General features: G+C 32.9%; 19 protein-coding genes and 1 tRNA gene. 8 read left to right on the plus strand and 12 right to left on the minus strand.

What is annotated here, in order from left to right:
- Nucleotides 1-63 precede the first annotated feature (63 nt).
- From QO190_RS00505 to QO190_RS00525, 5 genes are all read right to left on the minus strand, one after another.
- Nucleotides 64-735: a uroporphyrinogen-III synthase gene (locus QO190_RS00505; RefSeq protein ID WP_371460739.1), complete on the minus strand. Its 672-nt coding sequence runs from the start codon at nt 733-735 to the stop codon at nt 64-66.
- A gap of 7 nt (nt 736-742) precedes the next feature.
- The gene (gene hemC / locus QO190_RS00510) at nt 743-1,651 is read right to left on the minus strand and encodes a hydroxymethylbilane synthase (protein WP_371460741.1); all 909 of its coding nucleotides are present in this window, start codon (nt 1,649-1,651) and stop codon (nt 743-745) included.
- A gap of 6 nt (nt 1,652-1,657) precedes the next feature.
- Nucleotides 1,658-1,975, minus strand: a complete 318-nt coding sequence (locus QO190_RS00515; protein ID WP_104792960.1) for a hypothetical protein — start codon at nt 1,973-1,975, stop codon at nt 1,658-1,660.
- A gap of 68 nt (nt 1,976-2,043) precedes the next feature.
- Nucleotides 2,044-3,321 carry a glutamyl-tRNA reductase gene (gene hemA / locus QO190_RS00520; protein WP_371460744.1) on the minus strand — a complete coding sequence of 426 codons (1,278 nt, stop codon included), beginning with the start codon at nt 3,319-3,321 and terminating at the stop codon, nt 2,044-2,046.
- Between the two features lie 68 nt (nt 3,322-3,389).
- Complete coding sequence (locus QO190_RS00525; protein WP_371460746.1) at nt 3,390-3,806, minus strand: GNAT family N-acetyltransferase; 417 nt, start codon at nt 3,804-3,806, stop codon at nt 3,390-3,392.
- A gap of 201 nt (nt 3,807-4,007) precedes the next feature.
- On the opposite strand from QO190_RS00525, the gene QO190_RS00530 reads away from it, so the two are divergent.
- The 5 genes from QO190_RS00530 to rodA are packed head-to-tail and all read left to right on the plus strand — an operon-like array spanning nt 4,008 to nt 9,627.
- Entirely contained in the window at nt 4,008-5,033 is a 1,026-nt protein-coding gene (locus tag QO190_RS00530; RefSeq protein WP_213197195.1) for a rod shape-determining protein, read from the plus strand.
- Nucleotides 5,034-5,052: 19 nt separating this feature from the next.
- Nucleotides 5,053-5,904, plus strand: a complete 852-nt coding sequence (gene mreC / locus QO190_RS00535; protein WP_069797430.1) for a rod shape-determining protein MreC — start codon at nt 5,053-5,055, stop codon at nt 5,902-5,904.
- Entirely contained in the window at nt 5,894-6,400 is a 507-nt protein-coding gene (locus QO190_RS00540) for a rod shape-determining protein MreD (protein ID WP_069797432.1), read from the plus strand. Before mreC ends, QO190_RS00540 begins: the two co-directional genes overlap by 11 nt.
- The gene (locus tag QO190_RS00545; RefSeq protein ID WP_371460747.1) at nt 6,397-8,394 is read left to right on the plus strand and encodes a peptidoglycan D,D-transpeptidase FtsI family protein; all 1,998 of its coding nucleotides are present in this window, start codon (nt 6,397-6,399) and stop codon (nt 8,392-8,394) included. The genes QO190_RS00540 and QO190_RS00545 overlap by 4 nt, the downstream gene beginning before the upstream one ends.
- Nucleotides 8,395-8,397: 3 nt before the next feature.
- A complete protein-coding gene (gene rodA / locus QO190_RS00550) occupies nt 8,398-9,627 on the plus strand; it encodes a rod shape-determining protein RodA (RefSeq protein ID WP_371460748.1) in 1,230 nt (409 codons plus the stop codon).
- A gap of 62 nt (nt 9,628-9,689) precedes the next feature.
- Here the strand turns inward: rodA and QO190_RS00555 are convergent, their stop codons facing one another.
- The 3 genes from QO190_RS00555 to QO190_RS00565 all read right to left on the minus strand — a co-directional run bounded on the left by QO190_RS00555 (nt 9,690) and on the right by QO190_RS00565 (nt 13,360).
- Nucleotides 9,690-10,352, minus strand: a complete 663-nt coding sequence (locus tag QO190_RS00555; RefSeq protein WP_213190278.1) for a C40 family peptidase — start codon at nt 10,350-10,352, stop codon at nt 9,690-9,692.
- A gap of 304 nt (nt 10,353-10,656) precedes the next feature.
- Entirely contained in the window at nt 10,657-11,115 is a 459-nt protein-coding gene (locus QO190_RS00560; RefSeq protein WP_371460749.1) for a GNAT family N-acetyltransferase, read from the minus strand.
- A gap of 49 nt (nt 11,116-11,164) precedes the next feature.
- Nucleotides 11,165-13,360, minus strand: coding sequence for a glutamine synthetase III (locus QO190_RS00565; protein ID WP_104792967.1), 2,196 nt, complete (start codon nt 13,358-13,360; stop codon nt 11,165-11,167).
- A gap of 308 nt (nt 13,361-13,668) precedes the next feature.
- On the opposite strand from QO190_RS00565, the gene QO190_RS00570 reads away from it, so the two are divergent.
- From QO190_RS00570 to QO190_RS00580, 3 genes are all read left to right on the plus strand, one after another.
- Nucleotides 13,669-15,357: a hypothetical protein gene (locus QO190_RS00570; protein WP_371460750.1), complete on the plus strand. Its 1,689-nt coding sequence runs from the start codon at nt 13,669-13,671 to the stop codon at nt 15,355-15,357.
- 104 nt (nt 15,358-15,461) lie between these two features.
- On the plus strand, nt 15,462-17,303 hold the full coding sequence (locus QO190_RS00575; protein ID WP_371460751.1) for a M1 family metallopeptidase: 1,842 nt from the start codon (nt 15,462-15,464) through the stop codon (nt 17,301-17,303).
- A gap of 75 nt (nt 17,304-17,378) precedes the next feature.
- Nucleotides 17,379-18,137: a type III pantothenate kinase gene (locus tag QO190_RS00580; RefSeq protein ID WP_371460752.1), complete on the plus strand. Its 759-nt coding sequence runs from the start codon at nt 17,379-17,381 to the stop codon at nt 18,135-18,137.
- A gap of 142 nt (nt 18,138-18,279) precedes the next feature.
- Here the strand turns inward: QO190_RS00580 and QO190_RS00585 are convergent, their stop codons facing one another.
- The 4 genes from QO190_RS00585 to QO190_RS00600 form a co-directional block, all read right to left on the minus strand.
- On the minus strand, nt 18,280-18,711 hold the full coding sequence (locus QO190_RS00585) for a nucleoside deaminase (RefSeq protein ID WP_371460753.1): 432 nt from the start codon (nt 18,709-18,711) through the stop codon (nt 18,280-18,282).
- Nucleotides 18,711-19,313, minus strand: coding sequence for a hypothetical protein (locus tag QO190_RS00590; RefSeq protein WP_371460754.1), 603 nt, complete (start codon nt 19,311-19,313; stop codon nt 18,711-18,713). Before QO190_RS00590 ends, QO190_RS00585 begins: the two co-directional genes overlap by 1 nt.
- A gap of 5 nt (nt 19,314-19,318) precedes the next feature.
- A complete protein-coding gene (locus QO190_RS00595; protein ID WP_371460755.1) occupies nt 19,319-19,939 on the minus strand; it encodes a hypothetical protein in 621 nt (206 codons plus the stop codon).
- Between the two features lie 123 nt (nt 19,940-20,062).
- Nucleotides 20,063-20,137 (minus strand) — tRNA-Val (locus tag QO190_RS00600).

The raw sequence follows: 20,137 nt of genomic DNA on the forward strand, positions 1-20,137 counted from the left end.
TTAGTCTTTAACTGATTTAATTTCAATCAATGAAAGAATTAAATTTTAAATTAAAAATCTGTGCTATCTGTGAGACATTATTATTTTAATTAAATCTTCTAAATTGCTTTCTTTACTGGTAAAAATTTTATTTTGTGTAAATTTTCTCAGCTCCTTTTCTGTGGTTTGTCCGATAGAAAAGATCTTCAAATTTTCTAAAGAATTAAACTTTGCAAAACTACGAACTCCACTTGGACTAAAAAAAACTACAGCCTCATATTTTTCATGAATTTCTGGATAGAGAATTTTAGTATTGTAAAGCACTACTTTTTTGTAAGAAATATTCTGTAGTGGCAACGCTTTATCTAAAATATCAAGTGCTAAATTTCCACAAAAATGAATGAAATTTTCTTTTTGGCTATGCTTGAGAATAAATTCAGACAAATCATTAAGATGTTTCTTCACTTTAAAAGTTCCAAAACCTTTATTTCTCAATTCTTTTTTGGTTTTAAGACCTACTGCGTAGATTTTATTATAGTGAGCTTCTTGAAAATTTTCATTCGGTTGAAAACCATTTTCAAAGAAAGATTTTACAGCATTTACGCTCGTGAAAATAAGTGAAGAATTCTTAAGCGGAAAAGGTTTGGTTTTAATTTTTTCAATCGCTATAAAATCCTTAAAATCACAAGAAAAACCGGTTTCTAATTTCTCTGAAACCTCATGTTCGATTCCGGTTTTGGTGAAAAGGATTTTCATGATAACTCTATTCCTTTATTTGTTTCTTAATCTCCTCCATCATTTCTTTTCCTCCGTTTTCTAGGACAAATTCTGCAAATTTTTTGCCGTAATTTTCAGATTCATCATATTCAAATTCTTCAACTACATTTATCGTTTTACTTCCGTCTAAAGAATTTAATCTACCAGAAAACTTGATTTTATTTTCTTCAAAAACTGCTATTGCTCCAATTGGCGCAGTACAGCCACCTTCTAGAGTTCTGAGGAAATTACGTTCTATTTCAACGCAGATTTGAGTGGTTTTATGATTGATTTTTTGCAAAATTTCTTTGGTTTCCTTGTCATCTACCCTACTCGAAATTGCTACAACTCCCTGACTAGGTGCAGAAATCATAAAATCAAGCATTTCATACTCCAACTCCATTTCCATTCTTTTAATACCTGCCAAAGAAAAAAGTGTAGCATCAAAATCTCCTTCTTCCAATTTCTTTAAACGCGTTTGTACGTTTCCTCTAATGTCAGAAAACTGAGTGTTCGGGAATTTTTCTGACCAAAAAGCTCTTCTTCTCAAACTGCTGGTTGCAATTTTAAGTTCTGCTAAATCTTTATTTTTAGAAGAAGATTTTCTCACCAAAACATCTTGCGGGAAATCTCTTTCCAAAACTGCAGAAACTTCTATATTTTGAGGTAAAATAGTAGGAACATCTTTCAGAGAATGCACTGCAATATCTATTTCATTATTGAGTAATGCAATGTCTAAATCTTTGGTAAAAACGCCCGTAATTCCAAGAGAATAAAGCGGTTGATTAAGGTTTTTATCACCAGAAGAAAGCACAGGAACCAGCACTGTTTCGTAGCCTAAATTTTGTAATTTTTGTTCTACTTCTTTTGCTTGCCACATTGCTAATGGCGAATTTCTGGTGCCTATTCTAATCATTATATTTTAAATATTGATATCAATTATTTGATTTGGAAAAACATAAAACTCATTAAACCCTTCATAAGTTTCAATATCCCAAGGTTTTTCAGTTGTTACTTTTAAAGCTTTTTTTTCATCAAAAACTAATTCTTCCAAAATTTCGCAACCTAGAAACCCTTTTTTTGGATAAATACTCTCTTCGTCAAGATATTCTGTTGTAATAATTGGAACTTTATCTTGAAAAATATGTTTTTTATTATTTATATCTAAAAATTCGCATTCTACCCAACCTGGTTGAGAATTATCTACAAATTTTGTAATTAAAACTTTGATTGCTTTCATTTAAAAAAATTTAGATTCCTTCGGAATGACAAAAATGTGTGAAAATTCATAAATCCCAAATCGAAAATCTATTGATGTTTTTTATTAAATTCTTCTTTGGGTTGTTCTACCAAAATTTCGTTCATCAACTTAGTAACTTCTTCGGCACGAAGCGGATTTTCGATGATATATTTCGCAAATCTATTGGTGATTTTTTGAATCAATTTTTCGGTGAGCTCCATGTCTTCTATATCCACATATCTGTGTTTTCTGTGGAAATTATGCATTTCATGGTCTTCTATATGTTTCAGTGCAGCTTTGAACTGATGAATATTCGGCGCGAATTTTCTTTTTCTTTCCCAAGCCAAAAATTCTTTGGTCATTTCCTTGATGATTTTCTCCGCTTTAGGAATTTCTTTCTTGCGCTGTTCTATGGTTTCCTGAATATGCTTAGACAATTCGTCTACATCTACCAATTGCACCGCTTTATTTTCCGCCACTTTTTTATCTACATTATTTGGAATAGAAAGGTCTATCACCAATGTTTCTTTTCCATTTGGAAAATGTTTCTGGTGAATAATCGGATGTGAAGCGCCAGTTGCAACAATAAGAATATCTGTAGATTTCAGTTCTTCTTCGAAATTTTCAAAAGCAATTTGTGGAATGTTATACTTTTCTGCAATTTTCTCAGCTTTTTCATAAGAACGGTTGGCGATTTTTACTTTTGGCTGATACACATGTTTCACCAAATTTTCTACAGTATTTTGACCGATTTCGCCAGTTCCCAAAAGAAGAATATTCTTCTCTGAAATTTGCTTTTGAGTTTTTAAGATATAATGTACCGCTGCATAAGAAACAGAAGCTGCTCCGTTTGAAAGTGCGGTTTCGTTTTTAATTCTTTTAGAAATCTGAATCGCCGAGTTGATGGCTCTTTCTAAGTAAGGATTGCTGAAACTTTTATGTTTTTTGAATCGATGGTAAGCATTTTTTATCTGACCAATAATTTCGAAGTCTCCTAAAATCTGACTTTCTAAACCTGCAGAAACCCTGAAGAGATGATAAAGCGCTTCTTCGTTTTTCATCACATTCACAAACTGCATGAAATCCATCAAACTTACTTCTACACTCTTGCAATACATCTCTGCAATCGCAATATAATTATGAGAAGTAGTGTAGATTTCGGTTCTGTTACAAGTAGAAACTACAAACGCATCACCTAGTTTCTTTTCATGAATTTCTTTTACGAACTGTTTTACGTGTTCATCAAAAAACGCAAATTTCCCTCTGATTTCGGCATTGGCTTTTTCAAAACTAATGCTTAAAACAGTGAAGTTCTGTGTATTATATGTCTTCGCAAGAGAATTCATTTCAAGTCTGCAAATTTAATCATTATTATGATATAAAATTTCTAATTTTCATCATATTTTAATAGATGTTATGAATTGAAATATTTGGTCATTACATAATGAAATCCGATGGGTTTTACTTTAAACAATTCACCTTCAATTTCATACCCTAATTTTTGGTAAAATTCTGTAGCTGTTTCTCTGGCATTCATCCAAATTTTTTGAATTTGAGCTTCTCTCAAAATTTCTTCAACTTTTTCTACCAATTTTTTTCCTATTCCTTTTCCTTGATAATCTTCTGAAACTGCCATTCCTCTAATTTGAGCAATTTCTCCATTTTGCAAGACCGTGATAATTCCCACAATTCTATCTTCCACGAAATAACCTAGATGAAAAGTTTGGTCATCAAAATCACCACTGAACTCATGAGATTCTTGAGGAAGATTTTTTCTTAGGATTTCTCGTCTAAGAAGATAGGTTTCTTCTGGGCTAATTCTTTTAATCATTTGAAAATCTGAGTGTTAAATTATTTTAAGAATTGAAATTCATTAAATTCTCAAAAGAGAAAAATAATTTTTAAAGTTTCGAGTTTAAAGTTACAACAAGCATTTAAAAATTAATAAAATTTTAACGATATTTTTTGTTTTTCATTATTTTTAAATGCTCTGAAATTTATATCTTTGTCACTTAAAAATTTATAGAAGAAAATGGGGTTATTTGATATGTTCACGCAAGAAATTGCAATAGACTTAGGAACAGCGAACACACTTATCATACATAATAATAAAATCGTGATTGACCAGCCGTCAATCGTTGCTATCGAGCGTTCAACTGGAAAGGCAATTGCTGTAGGAGAACAAGCGAAACACATGCAAGGAAAAACGCACGAAGATATTAAAACGATTCGTCCGCTAAAAGATGGTGTCATTGCAGATTTTGCTGCATCAGAACACATGATTAAGGAATTTATTAAACAAATTCCTGGTATCAAAGGAAAATTAATTCAGCCTTCTCTTAGAATTGTAATTTGTATTCCTTCTGGTATTACAGAAGTAGAAAAAAGAGCGGTAAGAGATTCTGCTCAAAAAGTTAATGCTAAAGAAGTAAGATTAATTTATGAACCAATGGCTGCAGCAATAGGTGTAGGAATTGATGTACAAAAACCTGAAGGTAACATGATTATCGATATAGGTGGTGGTACTACAGAAATTGCAGTAGTGGCTCTTGGTGGTATTGTTTGTGATAAATCTGTGAAAATTGCAGGTGATGTTTTCACGAATGATATTGCTTATTACCTAAGAACGCATCACAACTTATACATCGGAGAAAGAACAGCAGAAAGAGTGAAAATAGAAGTAGGTTCTGCAGTAGAAGATTTAGACGTAGAAGTAGAAGATATTCCAGTACAAGGTAGAGATTTAATTACTGGTAAACCAAAAGAAATTATGGTAGGTTATAAAGAAATCGCAAGAGCTCTGGATAAATCTATCATCAGAATAGAAGATGCAGTAATGGAAACGCTTTCTCTTACTCCGCCAGAATTAGCAGCAGATATTTACAAAACAGGTATTTATTTAGCTGGTGGTGGTGCTTTATTAAGAGGTTTAGCAGACAGACTTCACAAGAAAACAGGATTACCAGTTTTCGTAGCAGAAGATCCATTAAGAGCAGTTGTTCGTGGAACAGGTATAGCTCTTAAAAACATGGATAAATTTAACTTCCTTATAAAATAAGTAAAAACCTAGTTATAGAATGGGGTTTTTGATAAGATTATTTAGCAAGAACGGATTATTTCTGTTCTTTCTTTTTTTACAAATAATTGCCGTAACATTGATTTTCAGTAGAAACTCAATGCAACAGTCTTTTATTGCAGCACAAACTACCGCGTTTAATGCTTGGGTTTCTGGTTACATAGACGAAGGAACCAGCTACTTAAAACTGAAGCAAATTAATGAAGAATTAGTTGCTCAGAATAAAACGCTTATGCAGGAATTATACGGTAAAGAAAAAATTAAAAATCCTAGTTTTGTAAGAGTTACCGACACGATTGGTGGTGGACAGATTTACACTTTCGTAGATGGTGAAATAGTAAATAATTCTATCATTAGAAAAGACAATTATTTTACCATTAACAGAGGAAAAAGACATGGCGTTTTTCCTAAAATGGGTGTAATTGCACCTCAAGGAATTGCAGGAATTGTGATCAATACCACTAATAATTATGCATTAGTACAATCTGTACTCAGTATGAACAAAATTAGAATTAATGCTTCGCTCAAAGATTCTGGATTTTTCGGGACGCTTACTTGGAGAGGCGAAAATTCTAGAACCATGCATTTATCAGACATTCCTAAATATGTGCCAATAAAAGTTGGCGACACGGTAGTTACAGATGGCAAATCTGCAATTTTCCCACAAGGAATTATGATTGGTAGAGTTGCAGGTTACGAAGTAGATTCTAAAACAGGATATTGGGATATTTCTGTAGAATTAAGCCAAAAAATGGGACAACTTAACAAAGTTTATGTTGTAAGAAATTTAAAAAAATTAGAAGTAAAACAAATTCAAGATACTCTTGATGCCACGATAAACAATGATCAGTAGAAATTTATTTACAGATGTTTTATTAATCGCAATGTTAGTCACATTGCAAATATTTTTATTTAACAGAATAGATATTGCTGGTAAATATACTCCTGTCATCTACATTATTTTTGTTTTGTTTTATCCTTTTTATAGAAATCTCTATATTTTCCTATCGGCGAGTTTTATTTTAGGATTATCTATAGATGCATTTTTAGGAACTTGGGGTATCAATGCATTTGCCACTACACTTATCGCCTATTTTAGAACCATTATTTTCAAAACTTCCACAGAAGTCTCTTCGGATGTATTTTCTTTCCATAATCTTCAGTGGTCGCAGTTTCTATTTTATATTTTTTCAAGTATTTTTGTGCATCAACTATTAGTTCAGAGTATAGAATTTTTTAAATTCGACAGGTTTTTTGAAGTAATACTTAATATTTTAGTAACCAGTGTTATTTCTATAATATTTGTACTCCTCTATTCGTTAGCATTTAAAATCAAAGAAAAAGTTTGAAAACAGCCTATTATAAAATTACCTTATTTCTCTTTATCATTGCCGCAATTTTTGTGGCAAGATTGGTCTATTTACAGTTGCTTACAGATAGATATGCGCTCAATGCAGCCAATACTTCTATCAAAATAGACTATGTCATTCCTCAACGTGGAATTATCTTTGACCGAAACGGAAAAATTTTAGTAGGTAACCAGCCTTCTTATGAAATTTCTTTTACCCAAAGTCAAATGACGCCAGATTTTGATACTTTGGGTTTTTGTAATTTATTAAAAATCAGCAAAAAAGATTTCATCAAAAAAATAGAGTCTATTAAAAAAGAAAAATATTACTCTAAACTCACTCCTATGACTTTCAAAAGTGATATGAGTAGAGAAGAAATCGCTAGAATTCAAGAAATTATCTTCAAATATCCAGCTTTTAACATTGTAGAAAGACCTCAACGTAAATATGAAGTTTCTACTTCAGGGAATTTACTTGGTTACACCAATCAGGTCAACGAAAATTACATCAAAAAAGATTCTCTTTATTATTTGCCTGGAGATATTGCTGGGATTACAGGAATAGAGCGTGCCTACGAAAAACAATTGCGTGGTGAAAAAGGAATGCGCTACATTCAGAAAGACATTAAACTTAGAAATGTAGGCCCTTATAAAAACGGTGAGTTAGATAAAGAAGTGGTTTCTGGTAAAGATTTAACGCTTACCATAGACTATGATTTGCAAAGAATCGCCGAAGAAATGCTCGTGAATAAGCATGGCGCAATTGTAGCACTTGACCCAAATAATGGAGAAATTTTAGCGCTCGCAACTGGTCCAGACATAGACCCAAATCTTTTTACAGGACCTAACAAAAAAAGAAATATTTATAGATTGGCAAACGACACCATCTATGACAACAAACCTACTTATGACCGTTCAGTTCAGGCAGCTTATCCTCCAGGTTCGCCTTTTAAACTATTGACTGCACTAGCTGGCTATCAGATGAAAGTCATCAGTGATTCTACCAAATTTACTTGTAGACATGGTTATAGAATGGGAAGACACACCATCGGTTGTCACTGTGGAACTTTTTGGCCTATCGGAATGGAAAAAGCCATAGAAAAATCTTGCAACAATTATTTTTCTAGTGTTTTTTATAAAATCACAGAAAAATACGGCCCAAAAGGAAGAAATAGAGCCATAGATGAATGGAAAGAAATCATGAATAGCTTCGGTTTAGGAGAATTCATGAATAACGATTTAGCAGTTGGTGCAAAAGGAAAAATTCCTTCTGGAGAATTTTACACCAAAAGATTAGGGGAAAAATGGCATCCGTATGAATCTGCTATTTTTAATGGAATGGGACAAGGAGACGTTCTACTTACTCCGCTTCAAATGGCAAATTTTACTGCAGCTATTGTTAATAAAGGTTGGTATTTTACGCCACATATTGTAAGATCCATTGACGGAAAACCTAATCCAGACGAAAGATTTAAGAAAAAACATGTAACCAAAGTAGAACCTAGATATTTTGATGTGGTTCTAAAAGGAATGAAAGACGTTTTCATTGGCGGAACAGCTAGAGGACTTGCTTCTAAAGAATTCACACAACTCGGAAAAACAGGAACAGCTCAGGTTCCAGGAGGAAGAGATAACTCTATTTTTGTAATGGCAGCACCTGCTGATAAACCCAAAATCGTAGTGGTTGCGGTAATAGAACACGCTGGTTTTGGTGCAACTTGGGCAGGTCCAGCTTCTACCATCATCGCCGAAAAATATTTGTTGGGAGATATTAAGAGAACTCATCTTTATGATAGAATGATAAAATCTAGTTTCATGGGAGAGTACAAGCGAATGTACATCAATCATCTTACCAAAAAAGGTTGGTATACCGCGCCTAAACCAGACCCTATTCAATTGAAAAAACTAGAAGACAGCCTAAGATTACTCAATGAAAAAAAGGCAGCACAAAATCCAAAAAAATTAAAAGACACCACTAAAAATAATAAAACGTAAAAGATGAAATGGGCAGAAGGAATTGATAAACTTGGCATTTTTCTATACTTAGCTATTTCACTTTTTGCAATAGCAAATATTTATAGTGTAGATGAAGGATTAGGAACCAAACAATTTATATTTTTTGGAATTTCACTCGTGGTAGGACTTGTAATTTTCACCATGAGAACAAAGTTTTTCGAAAACTTTGCGGGAATTTTTTTCATATTGGGCGTCCTTTCATTAGCAGGTTTACATGTTTTTGGAACTGAAATTTTAGGTCAAAAAAACTGGTACAAGTTTGGCGGTTTTACCATGCAACCTGTAGAATTTGCAAAAATAGGAACAGCACTTATGCTCGCCAATTACGTTTCTGGACCAGATTTTAATCTGAAAATGAGAAAATCACAGTTGACGGTTTTAGCGATTATTGGAGTGCCAGCTTTAGTTGTTTTATCCATTCCAGATGTAGGTTCATTATTAGTATTTACCGCATTTGCGATTGCTTTATACAGAGAAGGATTAAATGGTTGGCTATTTATAGTAGGATTTGTTTTAGCAGCTGTTTTTCTTTTGTCGATTGCGTTTAATCCTTTATACATTACTGGAGTTTTAGTAGGTTTAGTCCTCATTTTTATACTCTTTAATTATCAAAAAATTCATTGGAGCGTTCCTACTATAGTCACCATTGTCGGAAGCTTAGGAATTTTAGCCGGCATAAGTTTTGGAACTCCAAAAATCATGGAAAAACTACCAAAGCATCAGCGAGAAAGAATAGAAGTTCTCTACAAAGGTGAAAAAGCTTTCCGAGATACTTCTGGTTATAACTTATTGTATTCTAAAACGGCAATTGGTTCTGGCGGATTTTGGGGAAAAGGTTATAAACAAGGTTCGGTAACTCAAGGAAAATTCGTTCCTGAACAAGAAACAGACTATATTTTCTGTACAGTGGGAGAAGAATGGGGTTTCTTCGGAAGTTTTCTTTTAGTGTTATTTTATGCTATTTATATTGGCAGAATATTTTACTTAGCCGAAACTCAAAAAAATACTTTTAACCGAGTTTTCGGTTATTGTTTTGCTGGAATATTACTCATGCACTTTTCCATCAATTTAGGAATGGTAATGGGACTATTTCCTACAGTGGGAATTCCACTGCCTTATTTCAGTTATGGAGGGAGTTCTCTTTTAGCTTTCTCTATTATGACCGCTATTTTCTTTAAATTAAATTACGCAGATAAGAATTCACTCGTATAAATAAAAACCTCCGCAACAAGTTGCGGAGGTTTTTTATCACTATTTAATTTAATTAATCTATATTAATTCGTTGCTTCTGCTGTAGCAATATTTTGATCTTCTTTTAAAATTCTTTTAGCAAATCTAAATTTTGGACCCCAATAAGAATCGTTAAGTGAAGAAATCATTACGCCTCTGGAAGTAGCAGCGTGAATAAATTTAATTTCTCCTTCTGGTGTAACTTCTTGTACTATTCCTACGTGAGAGATTCTCCTGTTGTGCGCAAAGAAAACCAAATCTCCTTTTTGCAATTGCTGTCTCTCTACTCTTTCTCCTAGCTCAGCTTGTTCTGCGGCAACTCTTGGCAATTCTAAACCTGTAGTTTCTTCATAAACATTTAAAACGAATGCTGAACAATCTATTCCACTTCTGGTAGAACCACCAAATCTGTAAGGAGTTCCTAAATAAGTATTCGCTTCACTTAGAATATCATCAATCGTTTTAGCATGAGAAATCGCTCCTGTAATCAAAGCAGCCATTTCTGATTTTTTTGCCATTTCAAAAGTTGCATTATAGCTATCATAAGAACTTTTGCTCGCAGAATTTAGATTTCTAGTATTTATTTTATCTAGTTTGGTACTAGATTTGTATTTTGTAGGTGTAGAAACAACGTAGTTTGTTACACAAGATTGCAACGAGAAGATGGAAATAATTGCAACCAAACTTAGCAAAACTCTTTTCTTCATATTTATTTGATTATCTGTGTAGATTTCTTTTTTAGACAAGACAAAAGTATATCATACAAGTTTTTTAGGACTTGATAATTGTCAGCTAATCAAAAAATTTAACATTTTTTAACATTTGTCTTTCATATGTTAAAAAAAAATTTCCGCGAGGCTCCTATTTTGGAAATCCTGCGGAATTTTTTTTTAAGACTTTTTAACAAAATATTGTCAAAATCTATAAATTATATAACGCTAGTCTATAATGATGTAAACTTTAACAAAGGAAATTCTTTATTATTAAATTTACTATGTAAATTTCTTAAAATCAATACACTAACTGTTTTAGAAAACAAATGCTATTTTCTACATTTTCATAAGGTTCATAATTAGGAATACGTGAATAGCCGGACTTTTCATAAAGATGAACCGCCGAAACTTGCTTAACTCCAGTTTCTAAAACAGAAAAATTGTAACCTTCTTCTTTTGCCCATTTTTCAAGAAGAGATAGAACCATTTTAGCATATCCTTTTCCTCTATAGTGTTCTTTGGTAAACATTCTTTTAACTTCGATGGTTTGGTCATCATATTTTTTATAAGCACCACAAGCAATGGGTTCTTTGTCTATATAAATAATAATACAGTTTTTTATAGCATCTAGCTTATTATATTGAGCATAAAAAGAATGGTCTTCTCCGTCTATTTCTGCAAGATAAAGATCTAATTCGTAGACTAATTTTTGGAAATCTTTGTGATGTGATTCAGTTTTTAGGATATCTATTTTCATATTAATTTTTAAAAAAAAAATCCCTCTCGAAAAGGAGAGGGAAGTGTGATTATCTAGTGAATAATAATTCTCTGTATTTTGTGAGTGGCCAAAGCTCATCATCTACCATCATTTCTAATGCGTCTGATGCTTCCCTAATTTTATCAAACAATGGCTTCACTTCGTTACAATAGGCTTCTGCCTGTTTCTGCGAGTTGGTAGTAGATTTCGCCTTATCTTTCGCTTTTAACAACTCTTCTACTCCTAACTTAATAATAGAAACGTTTTCAGAAATCTGAGTAATTAAACTCATTTGTTCTTTTGCCAAAGCCTTGAATTCTTTATCTCCGAAAATTTCTTTTAATCCTTTTACATTGTCTATTAATCTGTTCTGATAGTTTAATGCAGCTGGAATGATGTGATTTCTTGCGATATCTGCCAAAACTCTAGCTTCAATATCAATTACTGTAGAATATTTTTCTAACTTAATTTCGTTTCTAGCTTCTACTTCTACATGAGAGAAAACGCCCATTTCTTCGTAAAGTTTCACGAATTTTTTGTCCATTTCTCTTTCTAAAGCTTCTGGAGTAGTTTTAAGGTTAGATAAACCTCTTTTCTGTGCTTCTTTTGCCCAGTCATCAGAATATCCATCACCTTCGAACATGATGTTTTTCGATTGTTTGATGTATTCTCTTAACACATTGAAAATAGCTTCATCTTTTTTAAGACCTTTTTCAATTAAAGCATCTACTTCTTTTTTGAATTCTTTTAATTGTTTTGCAGCGATGGTATTCATTACCGTCATAGATTCTGCACAGTTTGCAGAAGAACCTACTGCTCTAATCTCAAATTTATTTCCTGTAAATGCGAAAGGCGAAGTTCTGTTTCTATCTGTATTGTCTAATAAAATTTCTGGAATTTTACCTACTACATTTAGTTTTAATTCTGTCTTTTCTTCTGGAGAAAGTTTACCATTAGTCACTTTTTCTAATTCAGAAAGTACACTATATAATTGAGAACCGATGAAAACAGAAATAATTGCAGGCGGCGCTTCGTTTGCTCCTAATCTGTGGTCATTACTTGCAGAAGCAATACTTGCTCTCAATAAGTCTGCATATTCATGAACTGCTTTAATCGTATTCACGAAGAAAGTCAAAAACTGTAAGTTTTTCTTAGGATTTTTCCCTGGGCTTAGTAAATTTTCGCCAGTATCTGTAGAAAGTGACCAGTTATTGTGTTTTCCACTTCCGTTTACTCCAGCAAATGGTTTTTCATGTAATAAAATATGGAAATGATGTTTGTGAGCTACTCTTGCCATTACATCCATTAATAATGAATTGTGGTCTACTGCTACGTTTGCTTCTTCAAACATTGGAGCCAACTCAAACTGGTTTGGAGCAACTTCATTATGTCTAGTTGTAACAGGAATTCCCAATTTCATACATTCTATTTCTAGTTCCTTCATAAAATTCATCACTCTAGTAGGAATAGAACCGAAATAATGATCATCTAACTGTTGACCTTTTGCAGGAGAATGTCCTAATAACGTTTTACCAGTTAATACTAAGTCTGGTCTTGATTGATATAATGCAGAATCAACTAAAAAGTATTCTTGTTCCCAACCTAGAGTAGGAACCACTTTCGTTACATTTTTGTCAAAATATTGCATTACTTCTGTTGCGGCTTCGTCTACAGCATGTAAAGCTCTTAATAATGGTGCTTTGTAATCTAATGTTTCACCAGTATAAGAAATAAAAATAGAAGGAATACAAAGTGTAGTTCCCATAATAAAAGCTGGAGAAGTAGGATCCCAAGCTGTATAACCTCTCGCTTCGAAAGTATTTCTAATTCCACCATTCGGGAAAGAAGAAGCGTCTGGTTCTTGCTGAATGAGCATTCCACCGTTAAATCTTTCGATAGCTCTTCCACCTTCAATTGGAGTAAAAAATGAATCGTGCTTTTCTGCAGTAGCTCCTGTTAATGGCTGAAACCAGTGAGTGTAGTGAGTCACTCCTTTAGACAAAGCCCAATCTTTCATTGCTACAGCAACCTGATCTGCAATATGTCTTTGGATTTTTGTTCCTTTTCTTATAGCATCTAAGATAGACTGAAATGCTTCTTTGGTTAAATATTCTCTCATGGTTTCTTCAGAGAAAACATTTTCGCAATACAATTCTGATAATTTTGCAGGAACTTCTACATGATTATCTTTTCTAAAGTTTTTAAAAGGAAGCGTTTCTAACGCTTTAAATCTTAATGTTGACATATAGGTGTTAAAATTTTCAGCAAATTTAAGTAAAAAATCGAAACTTTTTTAAAACACCCCTAAAATTTTAAGGGTATTTGTAAATTTTACATAGATTTTTGAATAGCAAATCAATAAAACCGATAACTTAAATCTATTTTAATGTAAAATTAATCTTAGCTTATCCTTTTATTCATACCTTAGAGAAACAAAATCTCTTTGTCCAAAAAAAAACTTAAATCACTCAAAATCAACGCAAATAAGCGTTCATGTCTTTAATTAAAAATAAAAGTTGTATCTTTGTAGACTTTTTTAAAAACAAAATATATATGGCAAATTCTAGAGCAAGAGAAACAACAGAAGCAATCGAAAGAATTTATGTCTCTATGAGACATTTGTTTTACAGAGGATTTTTTAAACCTTCAGGAGTTTCGGGTGATAGCATTAGAAGCCTTCTAAAAATCATCAATCCAGAAATCTACGGAACCATGAATGTTCCTAATAAAGTAGAATTAGATGGTTTATTATATGTATTAGACAGATTACCAGAAGGCATAGAAGAATGCGCATTTATTCACCTTACTTCAGACGAAGGCTTTGACAAAGGAAGTTTTGAACCTATAGTTCCTAAAAAACGTAGAAGAAACTGCTATAGAATAGATGAACACCAAATGAACATAGAAGTTCTACTCGGTCGTTCAGAAATTTATGATATTCTAACTCACCTTACTTTCTTATATATAGAAGCAGACAAAATAAGAAATATTGCTTTCTTAATTGATGAAGACGGAGAACCAAAACGTTCTTGGAAAATTATAGAACAAGTTGCAAAAGGTGAGAAAAAATTCAGTAGAAAAGAAAAAGAAGTAGCCCTTATTCATCTTTCTTCACTTTTGGGAAGAACTTTCGAAGAAACGCTTAATGCTTATAATAATTTCGGCGAAGACAACAATCCTGATAGATTATTCAAAATCATTTATCACTTAGGAAAAGTAAGTTTTGACGACTTGAAACAAGTGAGAGAAAGAGAAATTCATTTCAGTGCTATTCTAAAAGAAAGAGTTGGTCACCACTATTTCGGTGAAAAATGGGCAAATCACGTAAAACAAGTTCTAGGAGATAACAATTTATTAAACAGACCTTTACATATTATTTCCGCCAATATGCATTCGGTGAAAAACATGCTTTTTGCCAATGACGCATTGAAGAAAAAGAATACTAAAGATGTAGATTATTCACTTTACGAAGAAATTTCTAACAAAAAGGAACTTAGAGACAAAGTTCTGGAATATGCTATTTCTAAAGAAATGATTTACATAGATGATAATTCTGGTAGTAACATAGATGTACAGTTGATTGATTTATCAAAAGTAGACCTTAAAAACTCTCCATTTGCTAATTCTGGTTACAAAGGAGATGATGTTTTAATGGTCTTTGATTATGCTTTTGGTGAACAAGCTTATGAAGTGATGGATGAGTTGTTAAGACCATTCGAATACGAAGGAAATGTGTACACCATGAATGTAAAATCTGTTTCTATCATGGGTAAAGCTGGAATTCTTACCGGTGAAAAAGGAGATATTATGATTCCTACTTCTCACATTTTCGAAGGAACTGCAGATAATTATCCATTTGAAAACGCTTTGAAATTAGAAGATTTCCAAGATGAAGAATTAAGAGCTTTCGAAGGAAGCATGATTACTGTTCTAGGAACTTCTCTTCAGAATAAAGATATTTTAACCTATTTCATGACTACTTCTTGGAAATCAATCGGTCTAGAAATGGAAGGAGCACATTATCAAAAAGCGATTCAAGTAGCTTCTAAAATCAGAAAACACATTTCAGAAGATTTATTTGTAATGTATGCGTATTACGCTTCTGATAACCCATTAGAAACAGGTTCTACACTTTCTTCTGGCGGATTAGGATTAACGGGTGTAAAACCTACTTATTTAATCACGTTAAGAATTTTAGAAAAGATTTTACAATCTTCTGCTAAAAACAAGACAAAGAAGTAAAAATCATAAACTTTTAATAAAATCCTTCCAAACTTTGCTTTTGGAAGGATTTTTATTTAATATAGCAGTCTAAAATTTGATTTATATTTGAAAAAATTTATGATATGAAGAATAGACTCGTTGCTATATTTTCTTTAATCGTAGGATTAATTACAGCACAACAACAAGCTTACTATCAACAAGAAGCTTCTTACAAAATGGAAATCGATGTAGATGCTGCTAATTTTTCTTATCACGGTAACCAAGAAATAAAATATACCAATAATTCTCCTGATGAACTTTCAGTAGTGTACTTTCACTTGTATTGGAATGCTTTTAAACCCAATTCTTTGATGGATCAAAGAGTGCAAAACCAAGGAAAAAATGCAGATGGTAGATTAACTGAATTCGGAAATTCTAAATTAGCTTCTATTCCTAAAAACGAAGAAGGTTCACAAACCGTAAACTGGATTAAACAAAACGGAAAACTTCTAAAATTTGAAGTTCAAGAAACCATTATGAAGGTTTACCTCAACGAAAAAATAAAACCAAACTCTACCACCACTTTTACGATGGATTGGGATTCTGTAGTTCCTAAACAAATCCGTAGAAGTGGCAGAAATAACAGAGAAGGCGTAGATATGACCATGACGCAATGGTTCCCAAAACTAGCAGAATATGATTATGATGGTTGGGCAACTTTTGATTATGTAGGCAGAGAATTTCACGCTCCTTTTTCTAATTTTGATGTAACCATAAAGATTGATAAAAATTACGTAATTGGCGCAGGTGGCGTTTTGGAAAATCCTACAGAAGTAAAAGGCTACACCGAAAATCCTACGATAAAAACAGATAAAAACGACAAGGCAACTTGGCGTTTTACCGCAAAAAATATTTTAGATTTTGCTTGGGCTGCAGATAAAGACTATTCTGTAGAAACCTTCATCGTTCCAGATGGACCAAAAGTGAATTTTGTCTACCAAAAATCTGAAAAAACACAATTCTGGAGCGAAGCACAACCTTACATTACCAAATTTTTCCAATTAATGAATGCCACTTTTGGCAGATACGTTTACCCTACTTATAGCTTTATACAAGGCGGAGATGGCGGAATGGAATACGGAATGTGTACCATGATTCTAGGCGAAGCAAGAAGTTTAGAAAATTTATTAGGATTAATGATTCACGAAGGAGCGCACTCTTGGTATCAGCAAATGCTTGCCACCAATGAAAGCACAAAACCTTGGTTAGATGAAGGTTTTACCAGTTATGCAGAAGATTTCGTGATGAATGCACTTTTCCCTAAAGATGATATGCCAAATCCTTTTTACAATGCAATTCAGTCCTATGTAAGATTTGTAAAATCTGGCAAAGAAGAACCAGCAGTTTGGTTAGCAGACCATCACGATAACGGAACAGCTTATACCGTAGCTTCTTACACTAAAGGCGAATTGTTCTTAGTAGAATTAGGATACATTGTGGGCGAAGAAAATTTATCTAAAATTTTGAAAAAATATTACCAAGACTGGAACCTTAAACATCCTACAGATCGAGATTTTCTCCACATTGCTCAACAAATTTCTGGCATGGATTTAAAATGGTTCCATCATTATTGGATTAACACGACCAAAACCATAGATTACGCGATAAAAGATGTAAAATACAATGATGATTCTACTACAATTACCCTAGTAAACAACGGTGAAGTTCCTATGCCAATTGATTTTAGCATTTTTACCAAAGACAAAAAAACGGTGAACTATCACATTCCGCTGAATATGATGAGAACTCCTAAAACCAAAGATTATTTTGGAGATTTCCAAACCTTAAACTATTGGAACTGGACTACCAAAGAATACACTTTGACCATTCCTTACAAAAAATCTGATTTACAAATTTTAGGAATAGATTTCTCTCAAAGATTGGCAGATGTAAACCCCGAAAATAATTTTTTAGAAGTGAAATAAAAGTTGAGAAATTTCTCAACTTTTTTTATGCAGAAAATGCTTAACTTTCGGCTCTAATTTTTCTTTTAAAAATCAATGACGAGCATTGTAATAAACATTGGCAACACCAATATTAGATTTGGCCATTTTATTGATGGTAAATGTGATGTTTCTTGGATTATTAACACCAAACCTTACGGAACCCGAGACGAACTTTTCGCCCAATTTTCTATGCTGTATCAAACGTACAATGTAGATATAGAAAAAGTAGATAAAATCATTATTGGTTCTGTGGTACCTCAGCTTACACACATTATCAGCAGTGCTTTGTATAAAATTCACGGAATAGAAGCCATAGTGGTAGATAGAAAAACGCACTCTCCTATTCATCACAAGTCTAATCAAATGGGAACTGATATTTTTGCCAATTTAGTGGCGGCTCATTTTCTCTATCCCAACAAAAAGAAAATTATTTTAGATTTCGGAACTGCGCTTACTGCAAGTTGTGTAGCCGAAGATGGAGAAGTTTTGGGCGTAATCATCGCTCCAGGAATTATCACTTCTCTTAATTCTTTGGTGAAACAAACCGCACAACTTCCTGAAATAGAGCTCACTAAACCAAAATCTGTTTTAGGACATGACACCGTTTCTTGTATGACTTCGGGGATGGTTTATGGATTCCTAGGAATGGTAGAAGGTTTTATCGACCGTATAAACGAAGAAGTAAACGATAAATGTTTCGTGATTGCAACAGGTGGCGTTTCTCATGTTTATCAACCTTTGACCAATAAAATAGACATCGCCGATAAATTACACACTTTAAAAGGTCTTTATTTCTTAGGGAAAGACAAATAATTTCAAAAATCTGTAGAATTTTCTTTTGAGGAAAACTGTATTTTTTAGACGAAATCTCGCAGCCCGACTTGAGTGAAGCTCTTTTTACGAAACGCAGTGAAGTAAAAAAGCGGGAACGGAAGGCGGAAAAGCTGCCCAAAAATTATCTTTTATTTTTAAAGAAATTTTTCACGATTTCTGAGCATTCATTTTCTAAAATTCCCGAAACAATTTCTGTTTTAGGATGAAGTTTCACGTTTTGATTGATGAAACCTCGTTTTTCATCTCTCGCACCAATGACTACTTTAGAAATTTGTGACCAAGTTAGAGCTCCCGCACACATTATGCAAGGTTCTAGCGTAACATATAGGGTACAATCTTTTAAATATTTTCCACCCAAAAAATTAGCAGCAGAAGTAATTGCCTGCATTTCTGCATGCGCAGTCACGTCATTTAATTGTTCTGTAAGATTATGACCTCTCGCAATGATTCTATCTTTGAAAACAATGACGCAACCAATAGGAACTTCGTCTTTTTCTATGGCAATTTTGGCTTCTTGCAAAGCCTGTTTCATGAAATATTCTGGTGTAAACATTACTCTTCTACTACAAATTTTACAGGCAAGACAAATTTGGATTTTACATTACTACCTCTCTGAAAAGCACTTTCCCATTTTCCAGTGGTCATTAAAAATGCCAGCAAAGCTAAATCGTTAAATTCTTTCTCCGTACCTTCAACTTTTTCTATGTAAAGTGAATGGTCATTTTGAACAATGAAATGGATTTTAGCAGATTTGGTAAAATAATCATCTAATCTATCTTGATATCGATTTTTGATAAAATCATGCACTTCTTTATATAGAGCGGGAAAACCTTGAGAATAATTCGCTGTTTTATCAGGAATTTCTTGTTGGGCTGCTTCTTGACTTGGGCCAATCAATTTTTGAGTTTCTAAAAACGTTTGAACGGCAGAAAAATAATGGTCTAAACGTTCTCTGTTATTTTTGCTTCTGCTAAGTAGATTTTGGTAATAAATTTCGCTGATTTCAGACTCAGATTTTCCTTTAATTTCTTCCTGGTACTTTAGTTTTAGTTGAGTTTCTATGCTGTCATGCTTTATTTTTAGAATTTTTAAAGATTCTAATTGTTGAGCATTTATCCCACAAGAAAAAAGAAGAAAGAAAAAGATTTTTAGCATAAAAATTATTCGAATTTAATACTCAAAGGCATTCTGAAAGCATATTTTACAGCATTTCCTTTTTGAAGAGCAGGCTTAGTAAATTTTTCTGAAATAAGATACATGGCAATTTCTGCTTGTTTATTAAAACTTATGTTTTCACCTTCTGCTTTGATATCTGTAATTGAACCATTTTCATCTACCACAAAACTCACGGTGGTATTGAGTTCATTTTTACAATATTCAATTCCTTTTGAATAAAATAAAGAAGCTACCTTTTCTCTCAAAGCATCTATTCCGTTGGGGAATTCTGGCGCTTCGTCTATTTCTGTGTGACAAGCTTTAGCATTAGAAGAAGATTGACCTTTTAAATATTCAAGTTCTTCTACATTTTTCACTCTTATTAATGCACCAAGATACGCAGTATTTCTTATACTGTCTAATTTGAGCATAAATTCTGTAAAATCTTTTTTGACGGTTTCTTTTTCTTGAGCCGTAAAAGCATCATTATACTTCTTGGCAAACTCAATTTTCAATAGATTTTCTTGACGATCAAAATGTTGCTTGATAAGTCTAAACTCTTCGTTTTGTTGACCAAAGAGCATACTTCCTGCTAAGAGGAATACAGTTAAAAGGATAGTTTTCATTTGTGTTTTGTTAATACAAAAATAACAAATTAAAAACAATTACGAAATTTTTATAGATTTTTAACTTTTGAGAAATATTTTAAACAAAAAAAATCTCACATTTCTGTGAGATTTCTACTTCTGTGGGTCCTGAGGGATTCGAACCCCCGACCCTCTGGGTGTAAACCAGATGCTCTGAACCAACTGAGCTAAGAACCC

The organism is Cloacibacterium sp. Arc13, assembly GCF_041431305.1.
GTDB lineage: Bacteria > Bacteroidota > Bacteroidia > Flavobacteriales > Weeksellaceae > Cloacibacterium > Cloacibacterium caeni_B.